This window comes from Dyella psychrodurans (assembly GCF_003363265.1).
In the GTDB taxonomy this organism is placed as follows: Bacteria; Pseudomonadota; Gammaproteobacteria; order Xanthomonadales; family Rhodanobacteraceae; genus Dyella_B; species Dyella_B psychrodurans.
In genome coordinates this window covers 79,100-104,856 of sequence record NZ_QRBF01000001.1, presented here as the reverse complement: position 1 = coordinate 104,856, position 25,757 = coordinate 79,100, and the positions used below count along the sequence as shown (strand labels likewise).

The following is a 25,757-nucleotide window of genomic DNA, read 5'->3' as shown; positions in this document are numbered from 1 at the left end:
GAACCCCTCTCTCACGGCCCGCTTGAGCGCATAGTTCTGCATCAACCCAACTCGCTGGCACGCTGCTCCGCTCTATGTGCAGTGGCATCATCGCTCGGCGATGCGAAACCATCGTCTCGCAGCGCCTTGCGCACATCACGCTTCCAAGACTCGGCGCTCCTATCGTCTGACGTCTTAGCAAGCGCGACAGTGTAGCGTTCCTCCAAGCGATGGAATGCGGCAATGTCTTTATATGCCTGGATCAGTTTTCGCTTGAATCTTTCGGCTTCACGTTGCTTGACGGCGGCGCGGTACGTGAACCAGCCCGTCACGAAGCTGCCCAGGATCGCGGAAGTACTGGCTACTATCGCCAAGATCAATGTGTCGCTCATCTGATACCTAACGTCTAAGTTAAGCGGCGTAATAAGCGTCCGCTTGGACGAGTGGTTATATCGCAGGCTACGGCAGACGTCAGAGAGCCGGCAAGTACCCGGGCACTTTGATTTTTTAGCAGTGCAATTAGATCGGGCTCCATGTACGCGTAATTGTCTGGGATCTCCAGGCAGATCACGCGCTTGCCACCTAGGCAGGCCTTGAATTTGGCCGAGAGTTTGGAGCGGTGAGCACGCTCCATGACGAAGATCATGTCAGCCCAGTCCAGCAACTCGGGTGTGACGGGCGTTTCGGCGCCATTGTTTAAGCCAGCCGAACGAGTTTCGATCCCGGGCCAATCGGCAAAGATCTGCTCAGCCGTGGGGCTGCGTAGCCGGTTCTGGCTGCAGATAAAAAGTATGTTACGAGCCAAGGTTTTTCCTGTGGTCTAACGCCTGAGTTAAATGGCGTGTGGTACGTGCGTCCACTTGGTCGAATAGTTAGGGGCGCGCCGATAACCAAATGCCGACGACGTCCCCCGTTGCAGCTAAAACGCCGACGAGTACTGCGCCAACCGTTGTCGATAGCGACCATTGGGAACGGATACCCGTAGCTAATGCGATACCGCTTGCGATGCCGAAAGCAGGCCAGAGTTGGACGCCGTGAGGCACAAAAAAGCCCAATACATACATGGTCGCAAGGACACCTACGAGAGCACCTGCAAACGCCTTACCTGCGGAAACCAAGAGTGGCATTTCATCTCCTTCCATCTGAAGCCTGAGTTAAAGCGCCTACGGTGATAAATTGAGTTGCGGCCCTATCCATAGTGTAGGAAGACCTCATGCCAAGTGAACTGATTGGAACATCGGCCCTCGGCATTGCTGCCCTAATCTCCATCGTCCTAACCATGTTGCGTCGCCCTCGCTGGACAGACACCGTCAGCATCGAACGCGTTTCGCGAGTCTTTTTGTTCGGCCTAGCTGCGCAGTGTCTGCACTTCATGGAAGAGTCACTGACGCATTTTCCTGTACGGCTACCCGAGCTTCTGGGTCTTCCGCCTTGGCCGGATGACTTCTTCGTTGTATTCAACTTGCTATGGCTCGCTGTATGGATTCTATCGTCCATCGGACTGCGTGCCGGCTATCGCGTAGCGATGTTTCCTATTTGGTTTTTCGCCATCTCATGCCTCGTCAACTTAATCGCCCATCCCATCCTGTCGCTCGCCGTTGGTGGATATTTTCCCGGCCTGCTGACATCGCCCCTCGTGGGCTTGTTCGGGGTGTGGTTGGTGATGCGGCTGATAGCGCTCACGCGGCCATCGCGTTGAGAGCCCCATAGTCGTCTGTCGCATCATGAAAGCCCCGGCGCCTATTGCAGCTCGCGTGGGTTTGTCGATCAGCCTTGGCCGGAATCGGCGTTCAGTACGACCGGAATCCGCATCTAACGCCTGAGTGACGAATTGCTAGGCCTTTGGCTGTGCATATGCCTTACGCACCACATTAAAAAGGAAAAGGCCATACACCAAAAATACTGCACCTAAAATGACAGTGAAGCTTGTCGCTGCACCGCCATTGATGAGGCCATAACCGACAAACACGGAACCAAGGGCTGTAAACAACGCGGGTGACGAATATTTATTGGAGCGATTGACTGACTGAACTCGCGCGGCTTTTGTAACCATGGAATGTATAGCCGTCACTTGCTCTTCTTGCGTTTCGCGACAAGCCAACCCGTAGCCTAGATCTGTCACGCATGCCGAGCAAAGGCCTTTGCAACAATGCTTGCACGTACCTATCGCGGCTTGGTCTTGGTGATTAAAGCATTACATTGACTTTCCCCCTTAGATCTAACTCTAATTCGACCCCAGAAATGAGGCGCACCCCTTGCAACAACGCCACACGCGTCTCCCCCTTCCTCGTTTATACGACAAATCCGCCCCATAAAAAATTACACCCTCAAAAGTGAGGGTGTAATGGCTTGCTCAATGGCTTGTGGCCGCCGCTTCAAATCATCGGCAACTTCAGCCCCTGCTCTTTCGCACACTGCACCGCGATGTCGTATCCCGCATCCGCATGACGCATCACGCCCGTACCCGGATCATTCCATAGCACGCGCGCAATGCGCTTGTCCGCCGCTTCGGTGCCATCGCACACGATCACCACGCCGCTGTGCTGGCTGTAACCCATGCCGACGCCACCACCGTGATGCAGGCTTACCCACGTAGCGCCACCGGCCACGTTGAGCATCGCGTTGAGCAGCGGCCAGTCGGACACGGCATCGCTGCCGTCTTTCATGGCTTCGGTTTCGCGGTTGGGGCTGGCGACGGAGCCGGAGTCGAGGTGATCGCGGCCGATCACGACGGGCGCTTTCAGTTCGCCCTTGCGCACCATTTCGTTGAAGGCCAAACCCAGCTTGTGACGCTGGCCCAGGCCAACCCAGCAGATGCGTGCCGGCAAGCCCTGGAAACTGATGCGCTGTTCGGCCATGTCCAGCCAGTTGTGCAGGTGCTTGTCGTCGGGGATCAGTTCCTTCACTTTGGCGTCGGTCTTGATGATGTCTTCCGGATCGCCGGATAGCGCGACCCAGCGGAACGGACCCACGCCACGGCAGAACAGCGGACGCACGAAAGCGGGAACGAAGCCGGGGAAGTCGAAGGCGTTGGCGCAGCCTTCATCCTTCGCCATCTGGCGGATGTTGTTGCCGTAGTCGAAGGTGGGAATGCCCTGCGCGTGGAAAGCGAGCATGGCTTCCACGTGTTTCTTCATGGATTTCTTGGCGGCGTCGCGCGTGCCTTGCGGATCGCTCTTGCGACGCTCGAACCACTGCTCCACCGTCCAGCCCTGCGGCAGGTAGCCGTTGACGGGATCGTGCGCGCTGGTCTGATCGGTAACGGCATCGGGCTTTACGCCGCGGCGCACGAGTTCGGGCAATACATCGGCGGCGTTGCCGAGCAGCGCGATGGATTTCGCTTCGCCGGCCTTGGTGTATTTGGCGATGCGCGCGAGTGCGTCGTCGAGATCGGTGGCCTGTTCATCGACGTAGCGTGTCTTGAGGCGGAAATCGATGCTCTTCTGCTGGCATTCGATGTTGAGCGAGCACGCGCCGGCCAAGGTGGCGGCCAGCGGCTGCGCGCCACCCATGCCGCCGAGACCGGCGGTGAGAATCCATTTGCCTTTCAGGCTGCCGTTGTAGTGCTGGCGACCCATTTCCACGAAGGTTTCGTAGGTGCCCTGCACGATGCCCTGCGAACCGATGTAGATCCACGAGCCGGCCGTCATCTGGCCGTACATCATCAGGCCCTTCCTATCGAGCTCGTTGAAGTGTTCCCAGTTGGCCCATGCCGGCACCAGGTTGGAGTTGGCGATCAGCACGCGCGGCGCGTCGGGATGGCTCGGAAATACACCGACCGGCTTGCCGGACTGCACCAGCAGGGTTTCGTCGTCGTTGAGGTCGCGCAGGGCGCGCAGGATGGCGTCGAAGCATTCCCAGTTGCGCGCGGCACGGCCGATGCCGCCGTACACCACCAGTTCTGCCGGGTTTTCGGCCACGGCCGGGTCCAGGTTGTTCTGGAGCATCCGATACGGGGCTTCCGTGAGCCAGCTCTTGCAGGTGAGCTCGGTGCCGCGCGGGGCGTGGATGGTGCGCGTGGTGTCGATGCGGGTGGGGGCGTTCATCGGAATTCCTGGGACTGCCTAGGGAAGTCCCCAATTATGGGCGTCCCGTTTCCCGGCCGCCAACTGCAGCGCCGCAAAAACCGGGGCAGCTGCACCGTTCACCTCCGATTGACACGCCCGGAAGCGGCGCCCAGACTCGCTGGCGGAATCCCGGAATGGCCTGCTCAACCGACGCGGGAGGCCTTACTTATGAGTGCGACAAGCTCGATGTACCGGACCGCCGCCGTCGCTGTCATGCTCGTTGTCGCGAGCACAGGGTTGGCAGCCGACAAACAGACGCCCAAGGATGCCCAGCTGATTGCCAGCGCCATGCGGGCGGCGCCACCGGGCGTCGCAAAAGGAGCAACCATCGTCGCCATGAATGCCGATGGCACGATGCGCACGCTGCGCCAGGGCACCAACGGCTACACCTGCATGCCCGACAACCCGGCCACCCCCGGCCCGGACCCCATGTGCATGGACAAGAACGCGTTTGAGTGGGCCCAGGCGTACATGTCCCACAAGCCGCCGCCTGCCGGCAAAATCGGCGTGATGTATATGCTCGAAGGCGGTACGGATGCCAGCAATACCGACCCTTATGCAACGAAACCGCTGCCGAACAATCACTGGATAAAGACCGGACCGCATTTCATGATCGTAGGCGCCGACTCCAGCTTCTACGACATGTATCCGAAGAATCCGGATCCCGACACATCCATGCCCTATGTGATGTGGGCAGATACGCCTTACGAACATTTGATGGCCCCGGTGAAATAACCGGCAACCAAAAAACTGCGGCCCGACAGTTTCGGATTCGACGCGTCTGGCGCATGACCTGGCGCGTTTTTTGGAACAAGCACCTATGTGCCTGGGCCGAGCAGTGTGCGTAAAAGATGTAACCGTTTGCGGTTGGTGTGCGAAGGAAACAGGCTAGTCCCCAGGGTGCAGAGGATTGCTCCCTGCGGACCTACGACATTTCATCGGCCAGGATACGACTCTATGCATGCTTCACCTCCCCTCTCTGACCGCCGGATATTTCTGCGATTCGCATTCATTGGCATCGTGCTGATCGCTATCGTGCTTTTATTCGGCTATGTCGGCGGCTGGCTCGCACCGCAGCGGCTCACCGCACAGCGCATGGTGAATCAGCTGCAGGCGAATGCGGGCGTGTTTTCCGGATATCGCCGCAACCATGCCAAAGGCGTTTGCGTAGCCGGATATTTCGACAGCAACGGCCAGGCGCAGGCTTATTCGGCGGCGGAGGTGTTCGCGCCAGGTCGCACGCCGGTGGTGGGACGCTTCGCCATCCCCGGCGGCAACCCGTATGCGCCGGACAGCAGCGTGCCGATTCGCAGCATGGCGTTGCGATTCACGCAATCCAACGGCCAGCAATGGCGCACGGGCATGAACAGCATGCCGGTGTTTCCGGTCGCTACGCCGCAAGCTTTCTACGAACAGCTGGTCGCCCAGCAACCGGACCCTTCCACGCACAAACCGGATCCCGCGAAGGTCAAGGGATTTTTCGCCGCGCATCCTGAAACAGCCGCCTTCCTCGCGTGGGTGAAGACCGCCAAGCCCTCATCGAGCTTCGCCACGGAAGGTTATTGGAGCTTGAACGCATTTGTCTTTGTCGATGCCAAAGGCGAGCGGCATGCGGTGCGCTGGCGCATGGTGCCGGAAGCCAACGATGCAGGCGTCGGCGGAAGCAATCCTGACTACCTCGATGCCGATCTCACGCAGCGGTTGGCGCAAGGTCCGCAGCGCTGGCACTTGATCGTGACACTCGCCAATCCCGGCGATCCGACGAACGATGCAACCAAGGAATGGCCGTCGGATCGTCAGGACATCGACGTAGGCACACTCGTGCTCACCAGCACCGAACCGCAGGAAAGCGGTGCATGCCGCGATATCAATTACGACCCTCTGGTGCTGCCCAACGGCATTCAAGCTTCCGACGATCCGCTCCTGCCCGCGCGATCGGCAGCCTACGCAACCTCTTATCTGCGCCGTACGAGCGAAGAAGCTCGTCTGCCTGGCACAGTTCAGCCCAACGCGCAGCCGGAGACCAAGTGATGAATACGTCATCCACATCATTCGTGTTCACCGCTCGCGTACTGCATTGGCTGATGGCGCTGCTGATCCTGTCGATGCTGTTTATCGGCATCGGCATGGTGGCCTCGGTATCGGAGCGGCATGCGTGGCTGCTCAGCATCCATAAGCCGCTGGGTATCGCGATTTTGATCCTCGCGGTCGTGCGACTGATCGTTCGCCTGCGCAACCCGCCACCGCCCCTGCCTGACGACCTTCCCGCCGTGCAGAAACTGGCGGCGCATGCATCGCATTGGTTGCTTTACGTGTTGATGCTGCTGATTCCGCTGGTCGGTTGGGCGATGCTCTCGGCCGGCGGTTATCCGGTGATGCTGAGCCATTCGCTGCGATTGCCGCCGATCTTTCCCGTCAGCGGCGCAGCATTCGCGATCTTGAGGCATATGCATGCATGGCTTGCGATGCTGCTGTTCCTCACGTTCCTGGCACATCTCGGCGCAGCGCTTTATCACGGACTGATTCGCCGCGATGGCGTGCTGTCGAGCATGACCGGCTATCGGCCCAAGTGACCGCATCGCGGTTTCACGGTGCGACGTTGGTCGCACCGTGAAACCCTCGCTCAAGGCCTGCAGCTATCTTGTTTGGCCAGCCACGCCTTGGCCGCATCGATGACCGGATCGGAATCTTTGGTCGGGTCCGACGAAACCGGTTGATCGGGTTCTATTTTGTCGCCGTATTCGCGACCGCTGCGATCGACGTCGATGGCTGATGCCAACGAGAGCAAGGCACCATCCGGCAGCGAAAACATCCGATTGGCCATGGTAAGGCCCGCCGTGGAAGCGCCGAACGATCGCGTGTTGGCGCGTCCCTGGAATGCAATCGCCACAACTTCGCCGGAACTGGCGGTGTGCGGGCCGAGCAAGAGCGCCACGGGAGCCACCGAAAGATCCGGATTGACCCAACGTTCGGCATAGAAATTCAATGTGACCGACCATGGCGACAGGCGCCCATGCACGTCACGGAAGCTGCCCCATGGCGGACTTCCGAGCAGCGGCGTCAAAGCTTCCAGCATTGGATACATGTTGCCGCCGTGGTCGTTGCGCAAATCGACCATCCAGCCGCATTGCGCTTGCGGTGCGGTCTTGTAGAGGCGGGCAGCGATGTCCGAGGCGAATGCTTTTTGCGCTTGCGGATCGGTGTTGCCATATCCCGGCATCATCACGTAGCCGATCCCGCTGCCTTGCACACTCACGGTGGGATCGGCATCGCCGCTGCTCTCCTTGTCGACGGCCTCGCGCGCGAAGGGCTCCAACAGCAAACTGTGCCGATCGTTGAGCGCCTTCAACAGCGCGCGAATCGCTGGATAGGCGTCGCTCGACACCTTCGCATGAGCCGCCGTTGCGCGAATCCGCGGTTCAACGACCGACCAGTCCACCTGACTCGCGCGCAGGGCGTAACTGCGAACAATCGCTATCGCGGCATCGAGTTCGGCCTGCGCCGAGACCATGGGTTTGGGTGGCGTAACCGGGTTGTTGCCCGTGCTTTGAATGCGATCATGCTGCATAACCGGCGAGGAGGCTTGTTGATCCGTTGCCGACGCAACACCCGCCATCCAGGCACTTGCAAGCAGCACAACGATTAATCGCTTCATCGGGAACATTCCAACACAGGCTGTCGAACCGTCAAAAGACTAAGGTGAATGATGAGGTGCGCACAATCGCATCCTTTAAGCACTTTGGCCGTGACCGGTATTGATGTCCGAAAACGGCGAGTTTACGGCCGGCAACGGTGCTAGCCTGAGCACATGCCAGCAACCGCCCCTACCCCAGCGCTTGACCAGAAGACATGCGAACGGGCTCGCCTGAGCCGCGATGCCCGCTTTGACGGCCTGTTCTTCATTGCCGTCAGCAGCACAGGTATTTATTGCCGCCCTGTGTGCCCGGCACCTACGGCCAAACGTGAAAACGTACGCTTCTTCGCCACAGCGGCTGCGGCGGAGACAGCGGGCTTCCGTCCCTGCCTGCGCTGCCGGCCCGAACTCGCACCGGGTAACGACGCGTGGCAACGCGGCGACCATGTCGTCACACGTGCATTGAAACTGATCGAAGGCGGTCTACTGCAAGATCATCCCGTGGATGAACTTGCGCGACGCGTGGGTGTGGGCGCGCGGCAACTGCGCCGCCTGTTTGTGGAACGCCTTGGCGCGCCGCCTATCGACGTGCACACAACCCGCCGGCTGTTGTTCGCTAAGCAATTGCTGACGGAAACGCGCATGCCGGTGACGGATGTGGCGCTCGCCTCGGGTTTCGGCAGCCTGCGTCGCTTCAATGCGGCGTTTGCCCAAGCGAACCGCATTGCTCCGCGCGACCTGCGCCGTCACCCGAATGCAGGCAGCGACGACGGCCTGAGCCTGAAGCTCAGCTATCGGCCGCCGTACGATTTTGCGTCGCTGCTGACCTTTCTGCGCGGGCGCGCCCTGCCCGGCATCGAGTTGGTGGACGAGGCAAGTTATTCGCGCGTCTTCGGACCTGCCGATGCGCCAGGCTGGCTACGGTTGAGCGCATGGCCCAACGGCGAAAACGCGCTTCGCTTACAGTTGCATTGTCCGCAACCGGCGCAAATGCTCGCCATCGTCACACGCATCCGACGCATGTTCGATCTGGACGCCGATCCGCAAGCGATCAGCGCCGCGTTGCAAACCACCTCGCACGTTCGGCCGCTGCTACGCAAACGCCCCGGTCTGCGACTGCCCGGCAGTTGGGATGGGTTTGAAGTAGCCGTGCGCGCGATTCTTGGCCAACAGGTCAGCGTGGCGGCGGCACGAACCTTGGCATCGCGCATCGTGCATCGTTACGGCCAACCACTGCCTGCGCCGATGGCACCCGGTCTGGAACGTCTGTTCCCGCAACCTGAAGTGCTTGCCGAAGCCGACCTTCGCGCACTAGGCATCACTACAGCGCGTGCGGAAAGCATCCGCGGCGTGGCGCGCGCGGTGCTGGATGGCCGTGTTGATTTTCGCGTCGAACAATCGCTGGACGAATTCGTCGAGCGCTGGGTGGCGTTACCGGGCATTGGCGAGTGGACTGCGCATTACATGGCGATGCGCGCGCTCAGTCATCCCGACGCATTTCCTGCGGCCGACCTGATATTGCGCCGCGCTGCATCGCGCGACGAAGAGATGCTTAGCACGAAGGCATTGACCCAACTGGCAGAAGCGTGGCGCCCATGGCGTGCGTACGCAGTGATGCACTTGTGGCGCAGCATGAGCGAACCTGCGGCATTACCGAATCTGCCCAAATTGAGAGCGACAGCATGAATGCCTCGAAGGAAACCGTCTGGTACGACTACGTCTTCACGCCTATCGGCAAGCTTTTGCTCGCTGCCGACACGAAAGGGTTACGCGAAGTGTGGTTCGAAACCGGAAAGCACAAGAAAGAGCCCGATCCGCAATGGCAGCACAACCCTGCGAAGGTGGCTCTCGCGGCCAGGCAGCTGAATGAGTACTTCGCGGGCGAACGGCAGCATTTCGATCTGCCGCTGCATCCTGTTGGAACGTCGTTTCAAGTCAATGTGTGGTTGACGTTGGCCGAGATTCCCTACGGCACCACCATCAGCTATGGCGAACTGGCGCGACGCATCGGTCAACCGCTGGCCGTGCGCGCGGTAGGTGCCGCCAACGGGCGCAATCCGCTGCCGATCGTGTTGCCATGTCATCGTGTGATCGGCAGCAACGGCAGCCTTACCGGGTTTGGTGGCGGGTTGCCGACCAAACGCTTCCTGCTTGCGCTGGAAGATCGCGTATCGCACGGCGATCTCTTTGTACAGGATCAGGCTTCCAGCCGATCAGAGGCCCAGATCACTTAATCCGAGGTGATCGTCGGGTCTGCGCCCTTGTGGCCAATGATATTTGCGCTCGGCCGCGGTGATCGGCACGTCGTTGATGCTTGCGTGACGAACAGCCATCAAGCCATTTTCGTCGAACAACCAGTTCTCGTTGCCGCAGGAACGAAACCAGTTGCCTGAATCATCGTGCCATTCGTACGCGAAGCGTACGGCGATACGATTGCCCTCGAACGCCCACAGTTCCTTGATCAGGCGGTAATCGAGTTCGCGCGCCCACTTCCGCGTGAGGAACGCGACGATGGCATCGCGGCCGTTGATGAACTCGGCACGATTACGCCAGCGGCTGTCGACGGTATAGGCAAGAGCGACACGCGCAGGGTCGCGCGAATTCCACGCGTCTTCCGCAAGTCGCACTTTCAAAATGGCCGTCTCGCGAGTGAATGGCGGCAGGGGTGGACGCTGATCGGCGTTGACGGACATGGCTATACCCGAGAGGGGATCGAGGCAGTCCATTATGCACCTTGGAACGCCAGCTTGTCGTCGATGGTTTCCGCCATGCGCATGACGAAAACCATCAACGAACCGCAGCCAACTATTTCAAGCGTTGCGTGAATCAGAACCGATACATCACCGATGCCCTGAACGACCGGCCGAGCAATGGTCGTGCAATAAACACCGTCGCGCCCGCATCGGTGCTCTTCAATTCGCCGGAGCGCGGGTTGCCTTCGGTCAGGCCCAACGAATTGGTGATGTTGTCGGCATACACAAAGAACGACAGATCCGGCGTGGCCTGGTAGCGCGCGCTGAAGCTGAGTGTGGTGTATTGCGGCAGCTCCACGGAGTTGGCGGTATCGGAGAAGCGCTTGCCCTCGTACTCGTAAGCCATCTGCAGGCGCAGCTTGTTGTCGAGCAGATTCACGCCCGGCACGATGCGGGCACTTTTGCGCGGCACGCGAATCAGCTGGTTGTCGTCATAGTCGAGCAGCACCGGCTCGCCAGCCGTGACGGTCGTGTAGCGCAGGCCCTTGTAGCGAGGGTCCTGTAGCGTGGCGTTGTACTGGATGTCGAACCACTTCGACGGATAGACCGTACCTTCCAGCTCCAGGCCGTAGGTTTCGGTATCCGCGTAACCCGTTTCCGCGGTCGATGCGCCGGACGTGGGATTGAACACGTAGTTGCTGAAGCCGACGTTGTTGTACTTGGTGTAGAAGAACGTCTCGTAGGTTTCAATGTAACGGTTTGCAAACTTGTAGCCGACTTCCGGCAACACCATCGTCTGAGTGATCGGCGTGGCGGTCGGCGTGGTGATGTACGAGCTTAAGTTAGGCAGTCGGAAGGTGGAGGTGTAACGCGCGAACACACCTTGCTGGTCGGTGAACTGATAGTTCGCGCCCAGTGTCCAGCCCAGCTTGTTGAAGGTGTGGTCGTAGTCGGCAAACTGTCCGCTACCGGTGAGGATGTTCGAGCTCCACGGCGTACCCAGGTTGACCGTGGCCGGCAGCTCGGTCCAGCCGGTGGTGTTCACGCGCTCCCAGCGCGCGCCGCCATCGATGCGCAGCTTGTCGGTAGCCTGCCACTCGTCCGAGAAGTAGAACGCGTCGGTGTTGGACGTGCCGGCCGCGTGTGCCCATTCGTAACCGTTGTTGTAGATGCCATTGTCCGTAAGCGTGCCGATCGGGGCACCCTGCGCGTTCACCGCCACCAAATTCAGCAGCTTGGCGTTGTCTGAGGTATCCAGCAGCACGGTGGACGAAAAACGGTCGAAGCTCTGATTGAAGTACGCGTGGTAATAGCCAAACGTCACGTCGTGGGTCTGGTCGCCGAATTCGAACTTGCGCATCAGGCGCGTATCGCTGGTGATCTCGTGCATCGGCATGGTGATGCCGCGCAGGCCGCCGAGGATCACCAGTCCGTTGCCATTCTGGTTGGCGTTGTTGAACACCGCACCCGAATTGACGTATTGCAATTGCATGCCGGCAGCATTCGGGTAGTACTTCGCGAGCTGCGATTTTGCCGAAGCGAGAAAGGCCGAGGCGGTTTCGATGGAGTTCGGGTAGACGCCGTTGCGAACCGTATCGGTGTCGCTATAACGGATGTCTTCCGACAGCTTCCAGTCGTCCCACAAGTTGTAGTCGAACTTCACCGTGAACTGCGTGCGCTTTACATCGGTACCGAGACTGTCGTCGAAGTTGTAGTTGCTTCCGTTGCCCTGCTGCAACTGCACGTGCTCGGTTTCCGGTCCGGCCACGGTGCCGTAGTTGCCGTTGAAGCCGGGTACCGAGACCAGGTCGCCGCTCGAATTGCGATACATCGGGATGCCGAGGTCGAACCCGACCTTGTCGTCCAGGCGCTTGATGTCGAAACTGATATCCCCGTTCTCGAACTGCTTGGACAGCGTGGCGCGCAGCTGGCCGCCGTCGTCATTGGTGAAACCGGGTTTGCGAATGCCGTCATCGACGCGCCAGAAACCGCCGGTGCTGAATTTCCAGCCATCGCCGATCGGCGTGCCGTACCAGAAGTCCAGACGGTTGAGGCCGTAGTTGCCGACGGTGTACTTGATAAGGCCGTCGGCCATGTCGTCGACCTGGCGCGGGATGAAGTTGATCGCACCGGCCGGTGCGTTCGAATAGAAGATCGATGAAGGGCCGCCGCGCACGACTTCAATGTGATCGATCGTTTCATCGAGGCGAAACGCCTGGTCGGCATTGAGATAGCCCAACGCCGGATCGTGTTGCACCGGAATGCCGTCTTCGAGCAGGTTCACCGAACCATAGCCGTCGACCGGAATGCCGCGCGCGCGGATGTTGCCGCTCGCTTCACCGCCGGACGATTCCACCCAGAAACCCGGCACGGACTTCACCGCTTCGGTAACGCTGGTCGGTGCCTGCATGCGCAATCGATCTTCGTCGATGGTGGTGATCGAATAGCTGGTCTGCGCGCGCGTGCGCACTTCGACGCCTGAGCGCGCCGTCACCACCACGCTTGCGAGGTCCTTGGCGGTCTTGTCGGCACTCGGCGACAACGTGCCGCCGTTTGTTGCATTGGAAACTGCGTTACCGGCCGTCGTTACCGCAGCGGAGGCCGGGTTGCCCGCATTGGTTGCCACGTTTCCCGAGATGATCGTCACCGTGTTCGGGGTTACAAAGCGATAGTTCAGACCCGTGCCTGCCAGCAACTGGCGCAGCTGCTGTTCCGGCGTCAGCCCTGCTGCCGCGCCATGGCTTTGGATGCTGTCGGCAATGTCGGAGCCGTACACGATCTGCAGGTTCGTTTCCCGCGAAAAATTCTCCAATGCCCTGGCAAGTGGCATAGGTGCAATGGCGCTGGTGGGTGGTGTCGCTGTCGATGCTTGCGCCACGACGGTCAACGGGATGCTGGTGCCCAGAACCAGGGCTATATGCAGTGCTAAACGATTGCGCATGAGGGACCTTGTGGCAATAAACGAAGGACGGATGCGTGTCGCATCGTGCGTGTTGCATCCGGGTTTCCTGTTTAAAGAGTCCCCTGGTGCGCGATCGGGTACCGCCAATTCAATGAAATTTTTCTTACAGATATACCGAATTTTTGTGTCATCCCGATGTTGGACGACAACGACAATGCATAGCGATCGTGCGCGATCGGCATCGCCTTGCTCTCAAGCAGCAACGCATTGATCAGTGTCTCCAGACAACGCCGGCGATAGTCGATGCTCATGTTGACCTTGACGTCGATGCGACTTTCATCACAAATCAAAAATCGAAATACGGCCGTTTTGCCGAACGAGGTGATGAAGAATTCGCAGGTTGCCGGTGAGCGGATCGACCAAGCGAGCGAAAAGCCACGCTTGGCACGAATGATTTGCAAGGCACGCTATCAACCAGGCAGCGCATTGAACGGAATACAGAGTCGCGGCACATCGTTGTCGTGCGGCTCCACAAAATGTTCCAGCCAGTGCGGAAACAGCACCAACAATCCAGCGGAAGGCTTAAGCTGGACGTCCTTGTATGCATTCGCGCCACCGCCCCTGGCATAGGAGTTCAGCACTCCAGGCCGCGGGTCCTTGAATACCAGCACGCCCGATCCCTGCGGCACTTGCAAATAGAACGTGCCGCTAAGCAATGCACCCTCATGCATGTGCTGAAAGTTGAACCCGCCCCGATCGTGGATATTCACCCACGACTGAACCTTGAACGCGCGCGAGCCCACGCCCATCTCACTGAACGCTTGCATGCAGTAATGCCGCACGGCCTGATGCAATGCCTCGAAAATCGACTGGTTCAATACCGCGTTATCGACGCTGTTCCAGCCTCCGCGATTGGTTCGCCCCGCCGGCACCGGCTCGGCTTCGCGCATGGCTTGAATCGCCTCCGCCCACCCCGCGAAATGAGGCTCCAGATGCGTGAGTTGGGCCTGCCAAATGCGGGTGGGAAAAAGATCGAAAGGCCGGGCGGGTGGTAGCGTCGCCGGTGACGGGCGGTCATCACCCATGGTCACACTGTAGTTCCAAGTCATGCGTTGTGCCTGATGCGATCGGTAAATCGATTGACCTAAGTTAATAGGCCAAGAAGTCAGTTAATTTAATGCGCCCGTTGACTCCGCGTACACTCGGCATGCCCCCTTTGAGACGGGGTTCTCTTGCAGGCGTTCGCGCCGACTAGCAAGATTCTGACCATAAGGGGACGGGATCCGATGGCGTTGCGCAGTATTGCTTCAAAGCTGGCCCTGTGGGTCCTTTTGGGGACCGTAACAGTGCTGAGCGTCGGCGGAATCCTGCTTTTTCAGCTGGTGGGGCACCAGATCCTGGCGCAAACGCATCGAGAATCCGAAGCGCTGGCCAGCGACGCGAGCAACCGCATCCAGGAACGACTGGACATGGTCACCAACACCGATCAGGTGCTCGCGGCCATCATCGGTCCGCGACCGGTCGATGCGGAACCCCTGCTCCGCGATGCCATCTCGCACAATCCCGACTTGTCAGGCCTGGCTTCGGCATTCGTTCCCGGCTCCGCTGCGGCGCTGGCATCCGGGCAGTCCCCCTTTGTCAGCCGAACGGATGATGGCTCGCTGACCCACCGCGATCTGCTGAAGGACCCTACCCCTTACTGGAATGCCAGCTGGTTCCAGGCAGGCCTGTCCTGCATGAACGGTTGCTGGCAGAAGCCTTTTTATTCGCAATCCCGGCGCCGCAGGCTGGTGAGCTACTCGACGGCAATCGTCGCGGACGGAAAGGCAGTAGGCGTTCTCAATGCGGATATCACCCTCGAATGGCTTCAAGGCATCCTGCAGGACTTGGACAAGCCTGAAGGCACCAATGCCTTCGTCGTCGATCAGCAGGGCACCTTTCTGGCGAACGACACCACCGAACTGGTGGGGCAGCATGCCGATGCCGAACTCCTTCGGACCTTGAACACCCACGGCGCCGCGGCCATTCGGATGCTGCCGTCGGAGTCGAACAACGCCGATGAACCGATCTGGATCTATCGCGCGCCGATCAAGGGAACGAACTGGCAGCTGGGACTCACCGTGCCCGAGGCGAAAATCTATGCGGGCGTTCGGCACGCCTTCATGGCGACACTCATCGTCGGCGCACTGGCGCTGCTGATTCTTTCGCTACTTATGCTGGTCATCATCCGGCGCATCATCACGCCGCTGGTGGTGCTTACGGACCGCGCAGAACAGGTCGCGCGCGGCGCGCTCGATTTTGCGTTGCCGGCAACGCGCGAACATGACGAGGTCGGCCGCCTCACGCATGCGTTCGATCGCATGCGCAACGAACTGGCCATGCATATCGCCGAGCTGACGAGGGTGGCACGCGAACAACAACGCCTGGCGAGCGAGCTGGAAATCGCGCACCAGATCCAGACCGCCCTGCTACCCGGCCCGCACTATCTGGATGCACGTTGCAGCAATTTCGAACTGCACGCCGCGCTTCAGCCCGCTCGAACCGTCGGCGGCGACCTGTACACCTACTTCATGCTGCACGACCAACGCTTCTGCATCATGGTCGGCGACGTCTCGGACAAGGGCATTCCCGCCGCGCTGTTCATGGCGCGCGCGATCACGCTGGCCAAGGCTCTCGCACCGCGAGCGCAATCGCCGCAGCAATTGCTGCAATTGCTTAACCGGGAGCTCTGCCGCAACAACGACGGCTGCATGTTCGTCAGTTTGCTGTGCGGATTTCTCGATACGGTTCGCGGCCACCTCATCATGGCCAGCGCCGGTCATGAACCTCCCGTGCGCTGGGGACGCGAAGCGCCGCACCTGCTGCAGCTGGAGACCGGTCCCGCGCTTGGGCTGGACGAAGAGGCCACCTACCCGGCGCATCGCGTGCGTCTTCAGCCCGGGGAGACCTTGTTGATGTATACCGATGGCATTACCGAAGCAACCAATGAGGCGCTGCAGTTATACGGGCAAGAACGCATGCTCGCCTGCCTGGCTAGGTACGCCGACACGCCGGACGAGGATCCTGTCGGGGGCCTGGTGGCCGATGTCGAACGTTTCGCGGCCGGGTATGGCCAGGCCGACGACATCACCGTATTGGCATTGCGTTGGCATCACGCCGGAACGGAAAGGAGCGCATCGATGCTCGACATCACCTTCGCCGCATCCATGCAAGACGTGTTCGACACGCTCGAACGCTGCGACCAGACGCTGGAAGCCGCCGGCATCGAAGACGATGTCCGCGACGACGTGCGACTGGTGCTCGAAGAATTGATGGTCAACATGGTGCAGCATGGCTGCCTCGAACAACACCAGGGCAACATCGGCCTGCACCTGACCTTGGCCGACGATGCGGTGCTGGTGGAGCTGCATCACGACGGCAAACCCTTCGATCCGCTGCAATCGCCCCCTCCCGCGCTCAGCGGCGATTGCGCCGATGCGGAAGAACTGGGCGGACTCGGCATCCACCTGGTGCGTGCGATGGCCAGCGATCTGAACTACACGCACGACGAGCACGGCAATCATCTGCAACTTCGTTTCGTTCACGCCAATCGGCCGGAGCAAGACCATGACCTTCAGCCTTCGCAGTGACGCCACGTCACCCATGCGTTCCACACTCCATCTACAGGGCCGACTCGATGCGCTGACCTTCGGCGAGTTCGACGAAGCGGCCGCGCGCGAGCTACAGCACTTGGAGGAAGGAAGCACGCTGGTGCTCGATCTGTCCTTGCTCGAATACATCAGCAGCGCCGGATTGCGAAGCGTCGCCAAGATCCGCAAAACGATGCGTGCGCGCAACGGCTACACCTTGTTGCTCAATCCGCAGCCGCAGGTCGGCAAGGTGTTCGAGATCGTCAAGGCCGTTCCCGTCAACGAGGTGTTCAAAAGCATGGACGAACTGGACGAGTATCTCGATCATATTCAGCGAAAAATGCTCGGCGGTGGCGAGGAAATCGACTGAGCGGATAAGTCTGGCTGCCCGTCTCGCAATCACGCCTTCCGCGCTATCTTCGAAAGAAGAGGCCAGACGGGTCGATGTACAATACCCAGCCGTCTCTCTCTCGTTTCAGCATGTCTTCTGCGCATTCCAATCCCCCGGGACTGGTCATCATCGGCGGCGGCCCTGCCGGATTGATGGCGGCCGAAACGGCGCGCACACGAGGCATCGAGGTCGATCTGTACGAAAGCAAAGGTTCCGTCGGACGCAAATTCCTGATCGCCGGCAAAGGCGGCATGAACCTGACGCACGGTGAACCCAAGGCCGATTTCGTGCTGCGTTATGGCAAACGTGCGCATGAAGTCGGTGCGTGGCTCGACGATTTCGATGCCGATGCGCTGCGTGCCTGGGCACGCGATCTGGGCATAGAAACGTTTGTCGGCACATCGGGCCGCGTGTTTCCGAGCGATCTGAAAGCCGCGCCGCTGTTGCGCGGGTGGGTACATCGTTTGCGCGAAAGCGGCGTGCATTTCCATGTCCATCATCGCTGGCTCGGCTGGGATGAACACGGTGCGTTGCGCTTCGCGACACCGGAGGGAGAACGCTCCGTATCCGCGTCGACCGTTGTCCTGGCGCTGGGTGGCGGCAGCTGGCCGCAACTGGGTTCGGATGGCGCGTGGGCACCCTGGCTCGCGGACCGTGGCGTGGATATCGCGCCGCTGCAGCCGTCCAATTGCGGCTTCGATATCGGCTGGAGCGAACATCTCGCCACACATCACGCGGGTGCGCCATTGAAACCGGTGGCTGCTTATTGGCGCGACGCGCATGGGCAGGAACATCTGCGTCAAGGCGAGTGCGTCATTACGAGTACAGGCATCGAAGGCAGTCTCGTCTACGCCCTGTCGGCATCGCTGCGCGATGCCATCGCCCAACACGGACATGCCACGCTCGAACTCGATCTCGCTCCGGATCGGACACTGGAGCGTTTGCAGCACGAACTTTCCAAGCCACGCGGCAGCCGATCTTTCAGCGAACATTTGCGCCGCCAAGCGGGCCTCGCCGGCGTCAAGGCGGCGTTGCTCTACGAAGCGCTCCACAAGCCACAGCTGCTGGACGGCAGCGTCGTTGCGCAAGCGATCAAGCGACTGCCGCTGCACCTAAAGCAAGCACGCCCTATGGCCGAGGCGATAAGCACCGCAGGCGGTGTGCGGCTTGAAGCCCTGAACGATCGCATGATGCTCCATGGCCTTCCCGGGGTCTTCTGCGCGGGTGAAATGCTGGACTGGGAAGCGCCCACCGGCGGTTATTTGCTGACGGCCTGCTTCGCGAGCGGCCGCCGGGCGGGACTGGGTGCCGCAGCATGGTTCAAGAACCTGTCACCGCAATAATGCAAGTCATCACGACGCTCTCAGGTCGATGGTTGTACCCTCCGGAACGCTGTAGCTGACCTTGCAGGGGAACAACTCACCCACCTGATTGGAGACGTGCCATGTGCGACCTTCCTTCGCATTCGATGCAGTCCCGCCGTCAGTTTCTTGAAGCAAGCCTGGGATTGCTTGCAGTAAGTGCATTCGCCTCGCCTCTTGCGTGGGCCGATGCGTCGCCGCCGCAGAACGCCATTACACCCGATGCCGCCTTGCGCCGTCTGCTCGACGGCAACGCGCGCTACGCATCCAACAAGATCGATGCCAAGGATTTCTCGGTGGGCCGTGCGGCGCGCGCCAAGGCGCAATACCCCATTGCCGCGATATTGAGCTGTGCGGATTCGCGCGTCGCGCCGGAGCTTGTGTTCGATCAAGGTCCCGGCGATCTGTTCGTCGTGCGCGTCGCCGGCAATTACCTCAGCAGCGATAGTCTGGCGAGCCTTGAGTACGCCGTGGGGGTACTCAAGGTGCCTTTGATCCTTGTTCTCGGACATGCCGATTGCGGCGCCGTCAAGGCCACGCTCAACGAAATCAAGCAACCCGCTCCGTTGCCCGGACATATCTGGGACATCGTCGATGCCATTCGGCCCGGTGTCGCCAAGGCCGTGGAAACTGGCGGAGGCAATATGTTGGCCAATGCCATCGACGGCAACGTCGACTACAACGTATCGCGCGTAGCGTCGGCACAACCGGTGATTTCCGAGGCCGTGCGGCAAGGCAGCGTACGCGTCGTTGGCGCGGTATACGAATTGGCTACCGGCAAGGTGTTGATGCGGCCTGCGGCTTGATGGATCCCCGCCGTTTGAGCCAGGCCCTTTCCTGCGGGAAAGGGCCCTGGCCATGCGCATGAAGGACAGCATTGCCCACAAGAACTTGCGCGAGAACGCATGTCTGCTCGTTGCGCAAGAGCTGTTTTAGTCACACAACTGCGCCATCATGAAGGGGTTGTCCATCGTCATTCACGGATCGTCCCTTATGAATTGGTTGTCCCGCGTCTTGATCTGTTCGTTCGTCGCCGTCGGCGCAGGCTGCGCATCGCACAGCACCACGCCGGCACAGGCAACCGAAACGACAACGCAGCAGACCAAGGCAACTGCCACCACACCGCTGCTGTTGATCTCCATCGACGCCTATCGCGCGGACTATCTGGACCGCGGCCTCAGCCCCACCTTGCAGGCACTCGCCGCATCCGGTGTGCGCGCTTCAATGCAACCATCCTTTCCGTCCCTGACCTTTCCCAATCACTACACCATGGTGACCGGACTGGTGCCCGATCATCACGGCATCGTCAACAACACCATGTTCGATCCCGAACTTGGCAAGTTCACGCTTAGCGATCGCAAGGCCGTGGGCAACGAGTTCTGGTGGGACCAGGCCACGCCAATCTGGGAAACGGCGGACGCGCATGGCATACGCACCGCGACCATGTTCTGGCCTGGTTCCGAAGCGCCGATCCAGGGACATCATCCCGACTACTGGAAACCGTTCGACGCGAAGGTGACGGCGGATCAACGCGTCGATCAGGTACTTGCCTGGCTGGATCTTCCGGCCGATCAGCGCCCCGGCTTCGTCACCCTTTATTTCAACGCGGTAGATACCGCAGGCCACGAGCATGGTCCCGATTCGCCGCAGGTGAATCAGGCCATCCAGGATACCGATGAAGCGATGACACGCCTTGTCGAGGGTCTTAAGCAGCGGGGCCTGTACGATCACATGAACATCATCGTGGTCGCCGATCACGGCATGGCCAGCGCTCCGGCCGACAACAACATCCTCATGGACAAACTGATTTCGATGAAGGATGTGGACACGGTGACGCTCGGCGTCCTCGCCGGCTTCAATCCCAGGCGCAAGCACGATTTCAATGCGATCGAAGAGCAACTGGAACAACCGCAGCAGCACATGCACTGCTGGGACAAGACCCGTGTACCCAGGCGCCTCAACTACGGCAGCAACGCACGCGTGCCGCAACTGGTATGCCTAGCCGACGTGGGCTGGCGCATCACCACTACCGAAGCCTTGGCCAAGCGCAAGAACCCTGCGCACGTCGGCGAGCATGGGTATGACAATGCCGATCCGACGATGCAGGCCATCTTTGTTGCCCACGGCCCGGCGTTCCAGAATGGCGCGCGCTTCCACAGCTTTTCCAACGTGGATGTCTACCCGCTGATGGCCCAGCTGCTTCGCATTCCGCCGCGCTTCAACGACGGCAGTCTCGAAGACGTCCAGGGCATGTTCAAACCCACGGCGCAGCCAGCCGCGCAATGAAACGCGGGCCCGGCTAGAAACCACTTGAGTATCGAAGGCCGTGCCGCGAAAGTAGCGGCATGAATATCGAACTGCGCCATCTGCGCTATTTCGTTGCCGTGGCCGACACCCTGCATTTCGGCAAGGCAGCGGAACGGCTGGGCATGTCGCAGCCGCCGCTCAGCCAGCAGATCCGTCAACTGGAAGAGACGGTGGGTGCGCGCCTGCTGACGCGCACCAACCGCCGGGTTGCCCTGACCGAGCCGGGAAGACTGTTCCTGCAGGAGGCGCGCGATATTCTGGCGCGCGTGGACCGCGCCGCCGACATGGCCAAGCGTGCGCAACGCGGTGAACTTGGCGAGCTGTTTATTGGATTCACTCGCACCATTCCGTTGTCGCAGCAGATTCCTCGCGCCATCTTCGAATTCCGGCAGCGCTTTCCCGCCGTGCATCTGCAACTGCAGGAATTGAATTCGCTACAACAGATCGATGCCTTGCTTGAGCGACGCCTGCAGATCGGCATTCTGCGTCCCGACTCGTTACCCAGCTCGCTGGTATCGAAGCGGCTGTTTCGCGATCCGCTCGTCGTCGTGCTTCGTTCGGATCATCCGGTTCTCAAGCGCGCTGGCTCGCGTGGCAAGCTTTCGACCGCGGTCCTGGCGCAAGAGCCCTTTGTGGTGTTCGCGCGCAGTGCCGGCGCAGGCGTCTACGAGCGCGTATTCAAACTGTGCCACAACGCTGGCTTTACGCCTCGCATCGCACAGGAGGCGCGCGAAGCGTCAACCATCATCGGCTTGGTTGCTGCTGGCCTCGGTGTATCGATTCTGCCGGCTTCATGCAGTCACAGCGGCGTCGACGGCGTGAGCTACGTGCCGCTGGCCGACGCGGAGAGCATGTCCGAGATTCACGTGGTGTATCGCGAAGACGAACGCTCGCCGCTCGTGCCGCGTTTCGTCCAGCTGTTGCTGGCGGAAACGCGTCAAGCAACCTAGATATCGTCGAGCTTCATGGCATGGCTCCCTTGCTCATCGGCGTGGGTGGCGTGATGAGTTGCGGCAGCGGTTTGACGCGATAAAGCCACAAGGCGATCAGCAGTCCGGCGAGCACCATCACGCCAACGAACAACGCCACGCCGGTCCAGCCGTGGTCAGCATAGAACAAACCGCCGCTGGCGCCAGCCACGCTCGAACCCATGTAGTAACTGAAGAGATACATCGACGAGGCTTGCGCCTTCGCAGCACCACCGCGCCTGCCGACCCAGCTGCTGACGATGGAATGCCCGCCGAAAAAACCGAAGGTGATGGCTGTGATGCCAAGCACGATGAACCAAAGCGGTGCCATCATCGTGCAACCGACACCGAACAGCATCAATGCGAGGGCCGTCCACAACACCTTGCGGCGACCCAGCTGGCCCGCGAGGTGACCCATCCATGCAGAACTGAAGGTACCGACCAGATAGATGCCGAAAATCAGGCCGACCACGGTCTGGCTCAAGTTGTATGGCGGCGCCTGCAAACGATAACCAAGATAGTTGTAAACCGTCACAAACGCGCCGAGCAGCAGGAAACCTTCGGCGAACAGCCACGGCAACCCGGCATCACGAAACATGCCCGCGAAGCGGCCGAACAATGCGCGCCACTCCAATGGACGCGGACGAAAATGACGCGATGGCGGCAGCGCCTGCCAAAAGATCAAACCTGAAATCAGGCCGACAACGCTTACCACGCCGACGCCGGCACGCCAACCGAAATAATCGGCCACTACGCCGGCAATCAGGCGCCCGCTCATGCCGCCCACGGCGCTGCCGCTGATGTACAGGCCCATGCCGAGGCCGATCGATTCGACGTGCATTTCCTCGGTGAGGTAGGTCATCGCCACCGCCGGCAAGCCGCTCAATGTCAGGCCGAGCAAGGTGCGTATCGTCAACAGTGCATACCACGTCGGCATCAACGCGGTCAGCAATACCAATACGGCGGAGGAGAGCAGCGACGCCACCATCACCGATTTGCGCCCCACCGCGTCGGAAACGCCGCCGGCGAACAGCATGGCAAACGCAAGCACGCCCGTCGTCAGCGACAGCGACAAGGCGCTGGTTGCCGCACTGACGCCATAGTGCTGGCTGAATTGCGGCATCAGTGGTTGCACGCAATACAGCAGGCCGAACGTGGCGAAACCGGCGGCGAACAACGCCAGATTGGTATGCCGGAACGCCGGCGTACCGTGGCGAATCAGGTCTTCGTCGCTCCAGGCCACCGGTTTGGCCGGTGCCTGCTCGGATAGGCTTGTGCTCATCGCGATGGGATCGGGAAAGATGGCACAAGCATAATCCGTGACACGCGGATGATCGATAATTCGGCAGGTACGACTCGATAGTCCCCATGTATCAATGGGCATCCACGGTGATCGCCAGCATGGCGAGCAGCGGCGCCATTTATCGCTGGGAATTTGCGCATCGCAGTGGCGCGCAAAAAGGTCGCTGGTTCGAGATGGCCGTTGACGGGAGCCTGACCGTCAACGACATCTCGCTTGCCTTGCGTGCGGCGCAGGACGGCATCGGCCTGACGTGCTTGCTGGAAGCATCCGCGCGCGCCGCCATCGACGCGGGATCACTGGAGTGCGTACTCGACCCCTGGCTGCCGCCCTTTGACGGTTTTTACCTGTACTACCCGAGCCGGTTCCAGGTACCGCCAAAACTGCGCGTATTTATCGACTTCGTTCGTGAATGGGGCAAACGCGAGGCAGCTGCGAAGAGCCGCCTCGCGATCAAACGTCAGCCCACTCAGCGATAACGCCAATAACCGCCAACCCAAACGTGGCTAGGACCCCAGTAACCGGGCACCCACACGCGAGCCGGGCGCGGTGCGACGACAATGCAACCTGTTTGCGCCAGTGTGCCGCCCAGCACAGCGAGAGCGATCAGGAAAACAGACAGATAACGGCGCATGGTGTTTCTCCTCGTGAGTGGAAACTCACGCCGGGAAACGCGGCCTCGACGCGCCGCGATGACGCGACAAACCTGAACCGATGCCAATGGTTCAGCCCCAGCGTCAGGCAAGTGAAAGCCAGTGCGTTGCTGCCGCGCGCGCCTCGAAAGAAAGTCAACGGCGCGAAAGATTGAAGCGTTCAGGCGGGTTCGTCGACCCATCGGCCGCGTTCGGAAATTACGCAATTTCTACGCCAGTGATCGGATCTTTTATCCGATTTCTATGCCGGCCTCGCCATCATTCGCATCGCGCCGACTCAGGACGGCAAAGACAACGCGCTGATGTTCAGAAGGCTTGCAGCCGGAAGCCGCCATGCGAGGTAGCGGGCAGCAGCCTCCCAATGACCCGGCTCCGGCTGCAAACCTTCTGAACAACACGATCCTCCGCGCGAGCCATCGCTGCGCGCCATCGCATCATGCGTTCGTCAGTCGTTCCATCGCCGAACGGTAACGCGCGGCGATGCGCGCTTCATCGTGATGTTTGAAATCGCGCACCACCCATCTGCCTCGCGTCATGACGTGGCGCACCAGCGGAACATTGCCCGCGAACAGAAAACTGTCCATGGCGGAACGGCTATCGCGTGCGGCCAGTAGCGGCGAGTCGTGATCGAGCACGACGAAGTCCGCGCGCTTTCCATGTTCCAGGGAGCCGATCGCCATGTCGGCGGCCTGCACGCCACCGCGTAGCGACGCGCGCCACAAGGTTTCACCCACGCTGTCGCCGGCATGTCGCGCAGCCACGTTGCGGTGGCGTGTCTGCAGGCGCTGGCCGTATTCGAGCCAGCGAAGCTCTTCCACGGGCGATATGGAGATATGCGAATCGGAACCGATGCCGATCACGCCGTTCGCATCGAGATAGCGCGCGAGCGGAAAAAGACCGTCGCCCAGATTGGCTTCGGTGGTGGGACACAGGCCGGCAATCGCACCGCTGCGCGCAAGTTGCGCGGTTTCCGATTCGGTGAGATGCGTGGCGTGAACCAGGCACCATCGCCGGTCGACCGCCGCATGCTGAAACAACCATTCGACCGGACGCGCGCCGCGCGTGGCGATGCAGTCCTGCACTTCGCCGATCTGTTCGGCAATATGGATGTGAACAGGACCGGTTTTCAGCGCTTCGCTTTCGACCACGCCACGCCAGCTCTGTTCGGGAATCGCGCGCAGGGAATGAAGTGCAACACCCAAGCGCACGTCGTCGCTTTCCAGCTTGCGCAGCGTGGCAAGCAATCGAAAATAGTTGTCGACGTCATGACCAAAACGACGCTGCCGCGGCGAGAGTGGGCGACCATCGAAACCGCCGCTCATGTAGAGCACCGGCAGCAAGGTGAGCGCGATGCCTGCTTCGCGCGCAGCCTCGATCAAAGCCAGCGACATCGCTTCCGGCTGCGCATAAGGCGTTCCGTCGGGCTGGTGGTGGAGGTAATGGAATTCGCAGACCTGCGTGTAACCGGCCTTGAGCATTTCCACGTAGAGCTGGGCGGCAATCGCCTGCAGCGTATCGGGATCGACACGCGCCGCGAAGGCATACATGGTTTCGCGCCAGGTCCAGAACGAATCGTCGCTGGGACCACGTCGTTCCGCCAGACCCGCCATGGCACGCTGGAACGCATGGGAATGGAGATTGGGCATGCCCGGCAATACCCAGTCATCGAGGTATTGCGGTGTCCCGCTCTCCATGTGCGCAACCCGGCCACGCTCGTCGACGGCGAATGTGGCATCGCTGCGCCAACCCGCCTCATGCCAGAGTTGCCGTGCCTGGAAAGCGTGAACCGTGGCCATATCGCTCATGAACAATCTCCGTAAGACTTACAAAGTGTAACCTGCTCACTCGCGTCCTCTTCACTTTCCTTAAGGAA

The 25,757-nt window shown here is 60.5% G+C and carries 24 protein-coding genes and 1 pseudogene; 13 read left to right on the top strand and 12 right to left on the bottom strand.

The window, feature by feature from the left end; all coding sequences use genetic code 11:
• Positions 1-41: 41 nt before the first annotated feature.
• Together DWU99_RS00485 and DWU99_RS00480 are read right to left on the bottom strand one after the other, a co-directional pair.
• The gene (locus DWU99_RS00485) at positions 42-371 is read right to left on the bottom strand and encodes a hypothetical protein (protein ID WP_115476039.1); all 330 of its coding nucleotides are present in this window, start codon (positions 369-371) and stop codon (positions 42-44) included.
• A gap of 107 nt (positions 372-478) precedes the next feature.
• Positions 479-784, bottom strand: a pseudogene (locus tag DWU99_RS00480) (low molecular weight protein tyrosine phosphatase family protein); the annotation flags it as partial.
• 408 nt (positions 785-1,192) lie between these two features.
• Between DWU99_RS00480 and DWU99_RS00470 the strand changes: the two are divergent.
• On the top strand, positions 1,193-1,678 hold the full coding sequence (locus DWU99_RS00470; protein WP_115476037.1) for an HXXEE domain-containing protein: 486 nt from the start codon (positions 1,193-1,195) through the stop codon (positions 1,676-1,678).
• A gap of 135 nt (positions 1,679-1,813) precedes the next feature.
• Here the strand turns inward: DWU99_RS00470 and DWU99_RS20745 are convergent, their stop codons facing one another.
• Together DWU99_RS20745 and hutU are read right to left on the bottom strand one after the other, a co-directional pair.
• Positions 1,814-2,032, bottom strand: a complete 219-nt coding sequence (locus tag DWU99_RS20745) for a hypothetical protein (RefSeq protein WP_147292856.1) — start codon at positions 2,030-2,032, stop codon at positions 1,814-1,816.
• Positions 2,033-2,354: 322 nt separating this feature from the next.
• The gene (hutU, locus tag DWU99_RS00465) at positions 2,355-4,025 is read right to left on the bottom strand and encodes a urocanate hydratase (RefSeq protein WP_115476036.1); all 1,671 of its coding nucleotides are present in this window, start codon (positions 4,023-4,025) and stop codon (positions 2,355-2,357) included.
• A 189-nt stretch (positions 4,026-4,214) separates the two neighbouring features.
• Here hutU and DWU99_RS00460 point away from each other — a divergent pair, with 189 nt between their 5' ends.
• From DWU99_RS00460 to DWU99_RS00450, 3 genes are all read left to right on the top strand, one after another.
• Positions 4,215-4,781, top strand: coding sequence for a hypothetical protein (locus DWU99_RS00460; protein WP_115476035.1), 567 nt, complete (start codon positions 4,215-4,217; stop codon positions 4,779-4,781).
• 222 nt (positions 4,782-5,003) lie between these two features.
• Positions 5,004-6,077, top strand: a complete 1,074-nt coding sequence (locus DWU99_RS00455; RefSeq protein ID WP_115476034.1) for a catalase family peroxidase — start codon at positions 5,004-5,006, stop codon at positions 6,075-6,077.
• Positions 6,077-6,619 carry a cytochrome b gene (locus tag DWU99_RS00450; RefSeq protein WP_115476033.1) on the top strand — a complete coding sequence of 181 codons (543 nt, stop codon included), beginning with the start codon at positions 6,077-6,079 and terminating at the stop codon, positions 6,617-6,619. The genes DWU99_RS00455 and DWU99_RS00450 overlap by 1 nt, the downstream gene beginning before the upstream one ends.
• A 50-nt stretch (positions 6,620-6,669) precedes the next feature.
• Here the strand turns inward: DWU99_RS00450 and DWU99_RS00445 are convergent, their stop codons facing one another.
• Positions 6,670-7,701 (bottom strand): S41 family peptidase, encoded by a 1,032-nt coding sequence (locus DWU99_RS00445; RefSeq protein WP_158543189.1) that lies wholly within the window; start codon positions 7,699-7,701, stop codon positions 6,670-6,672.
• Between the two features lie 153 nt (positions 7,702-7,854).
• Here DWU99_RS00445 and DWU99_RS00440 point away from each other — a divergent pair, with 153 nt between their 5' ends.
• On the top strand, positions 7,855-9,366 hold the full coding sequence (locus DWU99_RS00440) for a DNA-3-methyladenine glycosylase 2 family protein (protein ID WP_115476031.1): 1,512 nt from the start codon (positions 7,855-7,857) through the stop codon (positions 9,364-9,366).
• On the top strand, positions 9,363-9,914 hold the full coding sequence (locus tag DWU99_RS00435; RefSeq protein WP_115476030.1) for a methylated-DNA--[protein]-cysteine S-methyltransferase: 552 nt from the start codon (positions 9,363-9,365) through the stop codon (positions 9,912-9,914). The genes DWU99_RS00440 and DWU99_RS00435 overlap by 4 nt, the downstream gene beginning before the upstream one ends.
• Here DWU99_RS00435 and DWU99_RS00430 read toward each other — a convergent pair.
• From DWU99_RS00430 to DWU99_RS00415, 4 genes are all read right to left on the bottom strand, one after another.
• Complete coding sequence (locus DWU99_RS00430) at positions 9,894-10,373, bottom strand: nuclear transport factor 2 family protein (protein ID WP_115476029.1); 480 nt, start codon at positions 10,371-10,373, stop codon at positions 9,894-9,896. The genes DWU99_RS00435 and DWU99_RS00430 overlap by 21 nt on opposite strands.
• 133 nt (positions 10,374-10,506) lie before the next feature.
• Positions 10,507-13,314 (bottom strand): TonB-dependent receptor, encoded by a 2,808-nt coding sequence (locus tag DWU99_RS00425; protein ID WP_115476028.1) that lies wholly within the window; start codon positions 13,312-13,314, stop codon positions 10,507-10,509.
• Positions 13,315-13,385: 71 nt separating this feature from the next.
• Positions 13,386-13,736: a hypothetical protein gene (locus DWU99_RS00420; protein ID WP_115476027.1), complete on the bottom strand. Its 351-nt coding sequence runs from the start codon at positions 13,734-13,736 to the stop codon at positions 13,386-13,388.
• A gap of 9 nt (positions 13,737-13,745) precedes the next feature.
• Positions 13,746-14,384, bottom strand: a complete 639-nt coding sequence (locus DWU99_RS00415; protein ID WP_115476026.1) for a TIGR02466 family protein — start codon at positions 14,382-14,384, stop codon at positions 13,746-13,748.
• A gap of 237 nt (positions 14,385-14,621) precedes the next feature.
• On the opposite strand from DWU99_RS00415, the gene DWU99_RS00410 reads away from it, so the two are divergent.
• The 6 genes from DWU99_RS00410 to DWU99_RS00385 all read left to right on the top strand — a co-directional run bounded on the left by DWU99_RS00410 (position 14,622) and on the right by DWU99_RS00385 (position 21,913).
• Positions 14,622-16,904 carry a SpoIIE family protein phosphatase gene (locus tag DWU99_RS00410; protein ID WP_233510798.1) on the top strand — a complete coding sequence of 761 codons (2,283 nt, stop codon included), beginning with the start codon at positions 14,622-14,624 and terminating at the stop codon, positions 16,902-16,904.
• Entirely contained in the window at positions 16,882-17,274 is a 393-nt protein-coding gene (locus DWU99_RS00405; protein WP_115476024.1) for an STAS domain-containing protein, read from the top strand. The genes DWU99_RS00410 and DWU99_RS00405 overlap by 23 nt, the downstream gene beginning before the upstream one ends.
• 110 nt (positions 17,275-17,384) lie before the next feature.
• Positions 17,385-18,638: a TIGR03862 family flavoprotein gene (locus DWU99_RS00400; protein WP_115476023.1), complete on the top strand. Its 1,254-nt coding sequence runs from the start codon at positions 17,385-17,387 to the stop codon at positions 18,636-18,638.
• A 101-nt stretch (positions 18,639-18,739) separates the two neighbouring features.
• Positions 18,740-19,462 carry a carbonic anhydrase gene (locus DWU99_RS00395; RefSeq protein WP_115476022.1) on the top strand — a complete coding sequence of 241 codons (723 nt, stop codon included), beginning with the start codon at positions 18,740-18,742 and terminating at the stop codon, positions 19,460-19,462.
• A 187-nt stretch (positions 19,463-19,649) separates the two neighbouring features.
• Positions 19,650-20,942 carry an alkaline phosphatase family protein gene (locus DWU99_RS00390; protein WP_115476021.1) on the top strand — a complete coding sequence of 431 codons (1,293 nt, stop codon included), beginning with the start codon at positions 19,650-19,652 and terminating at the stop codon, positions 20,940-20,942.
• Positions 20,943-21,001: 59 nt separating this feature from the next.
• Positions 21,002-21,913, top strand: a complete 912-nt coding sequence (locus DWU99_RS00385) for a LysR family transcriptional regulator (protein WP_115476020.1) — start codon at positions 21,002-21,004, stop codon at positions 21,911-21,913.
• 13 nt (positions 21,914-21,926) lie between these two features.
• On the opposite strand, the gene DWU99_RS00380 is transcribed toward DWU99_RS00385, so the two are convergent.
• Positions 21,927-23,213 carry an MFS transporter gene (locus tag DWU99_RS00380; RefSeq protein ID WP_115476019.1) on the bottom strand — a complete coding sequence of 429 codons (1,287 nt, stop codon included), beginning with the start codon at positions 23,211-23,213 and terminating at the stop codon, positions 21,927-21,929.
• Positions 23,214-23,299: 86 nt separating this feature from the next.
• Here DWU99_RS00380 and DWU99_RS00375 point away from each other — a divergent pair, with 86 nt between their 5' ends.
• On the top strand, positions 23,300-23,710 hold the full coding sequence (locus tag DWU99_RS00375; RefSeq protein WP_115476018.1) for a LysR substrate-binding domain-containing protein: 411 nt from the start codon (positions 23,300-23,302) through the stop codon (positions 23,708-23,710).
• Here DWU99_RS00375 and DWU99_RS20925 read toward each other — a convergent pair.
• Together DWU99_RS20925 and DWU99_RS00370 are read right to left on the bottom strand one after the other, a co-directional pair.
• Positions 23,701-23,865, bottom strand: coding sequence for a hypothetical protein (locus DWU99_RS20925; RefSeq protein ID WP_158543188.1), 165 nt, complete (start codon positions 23,863-23,865; stop codon positions 23,701-23,703). The two genes, DWU99_RS00375 and DWU99_RS20925, sit on opposite strands and share 10 nt — an antisense overlap.
• A gap of 453 nt (positions 23,866-24,318) precedes the next feature.
• Entirely contained in the window at positions 24,319-25,689 is a 1,371-nt protein-coding gene (locus DWU99_RS00370; RefSeq protein WP_115476017.1) for a formimidoylglutamate deiminase, read from the bottom strand.
• Between the last annotated feature and the right edge of the window lie 68 nt (positions 25,690-25,757).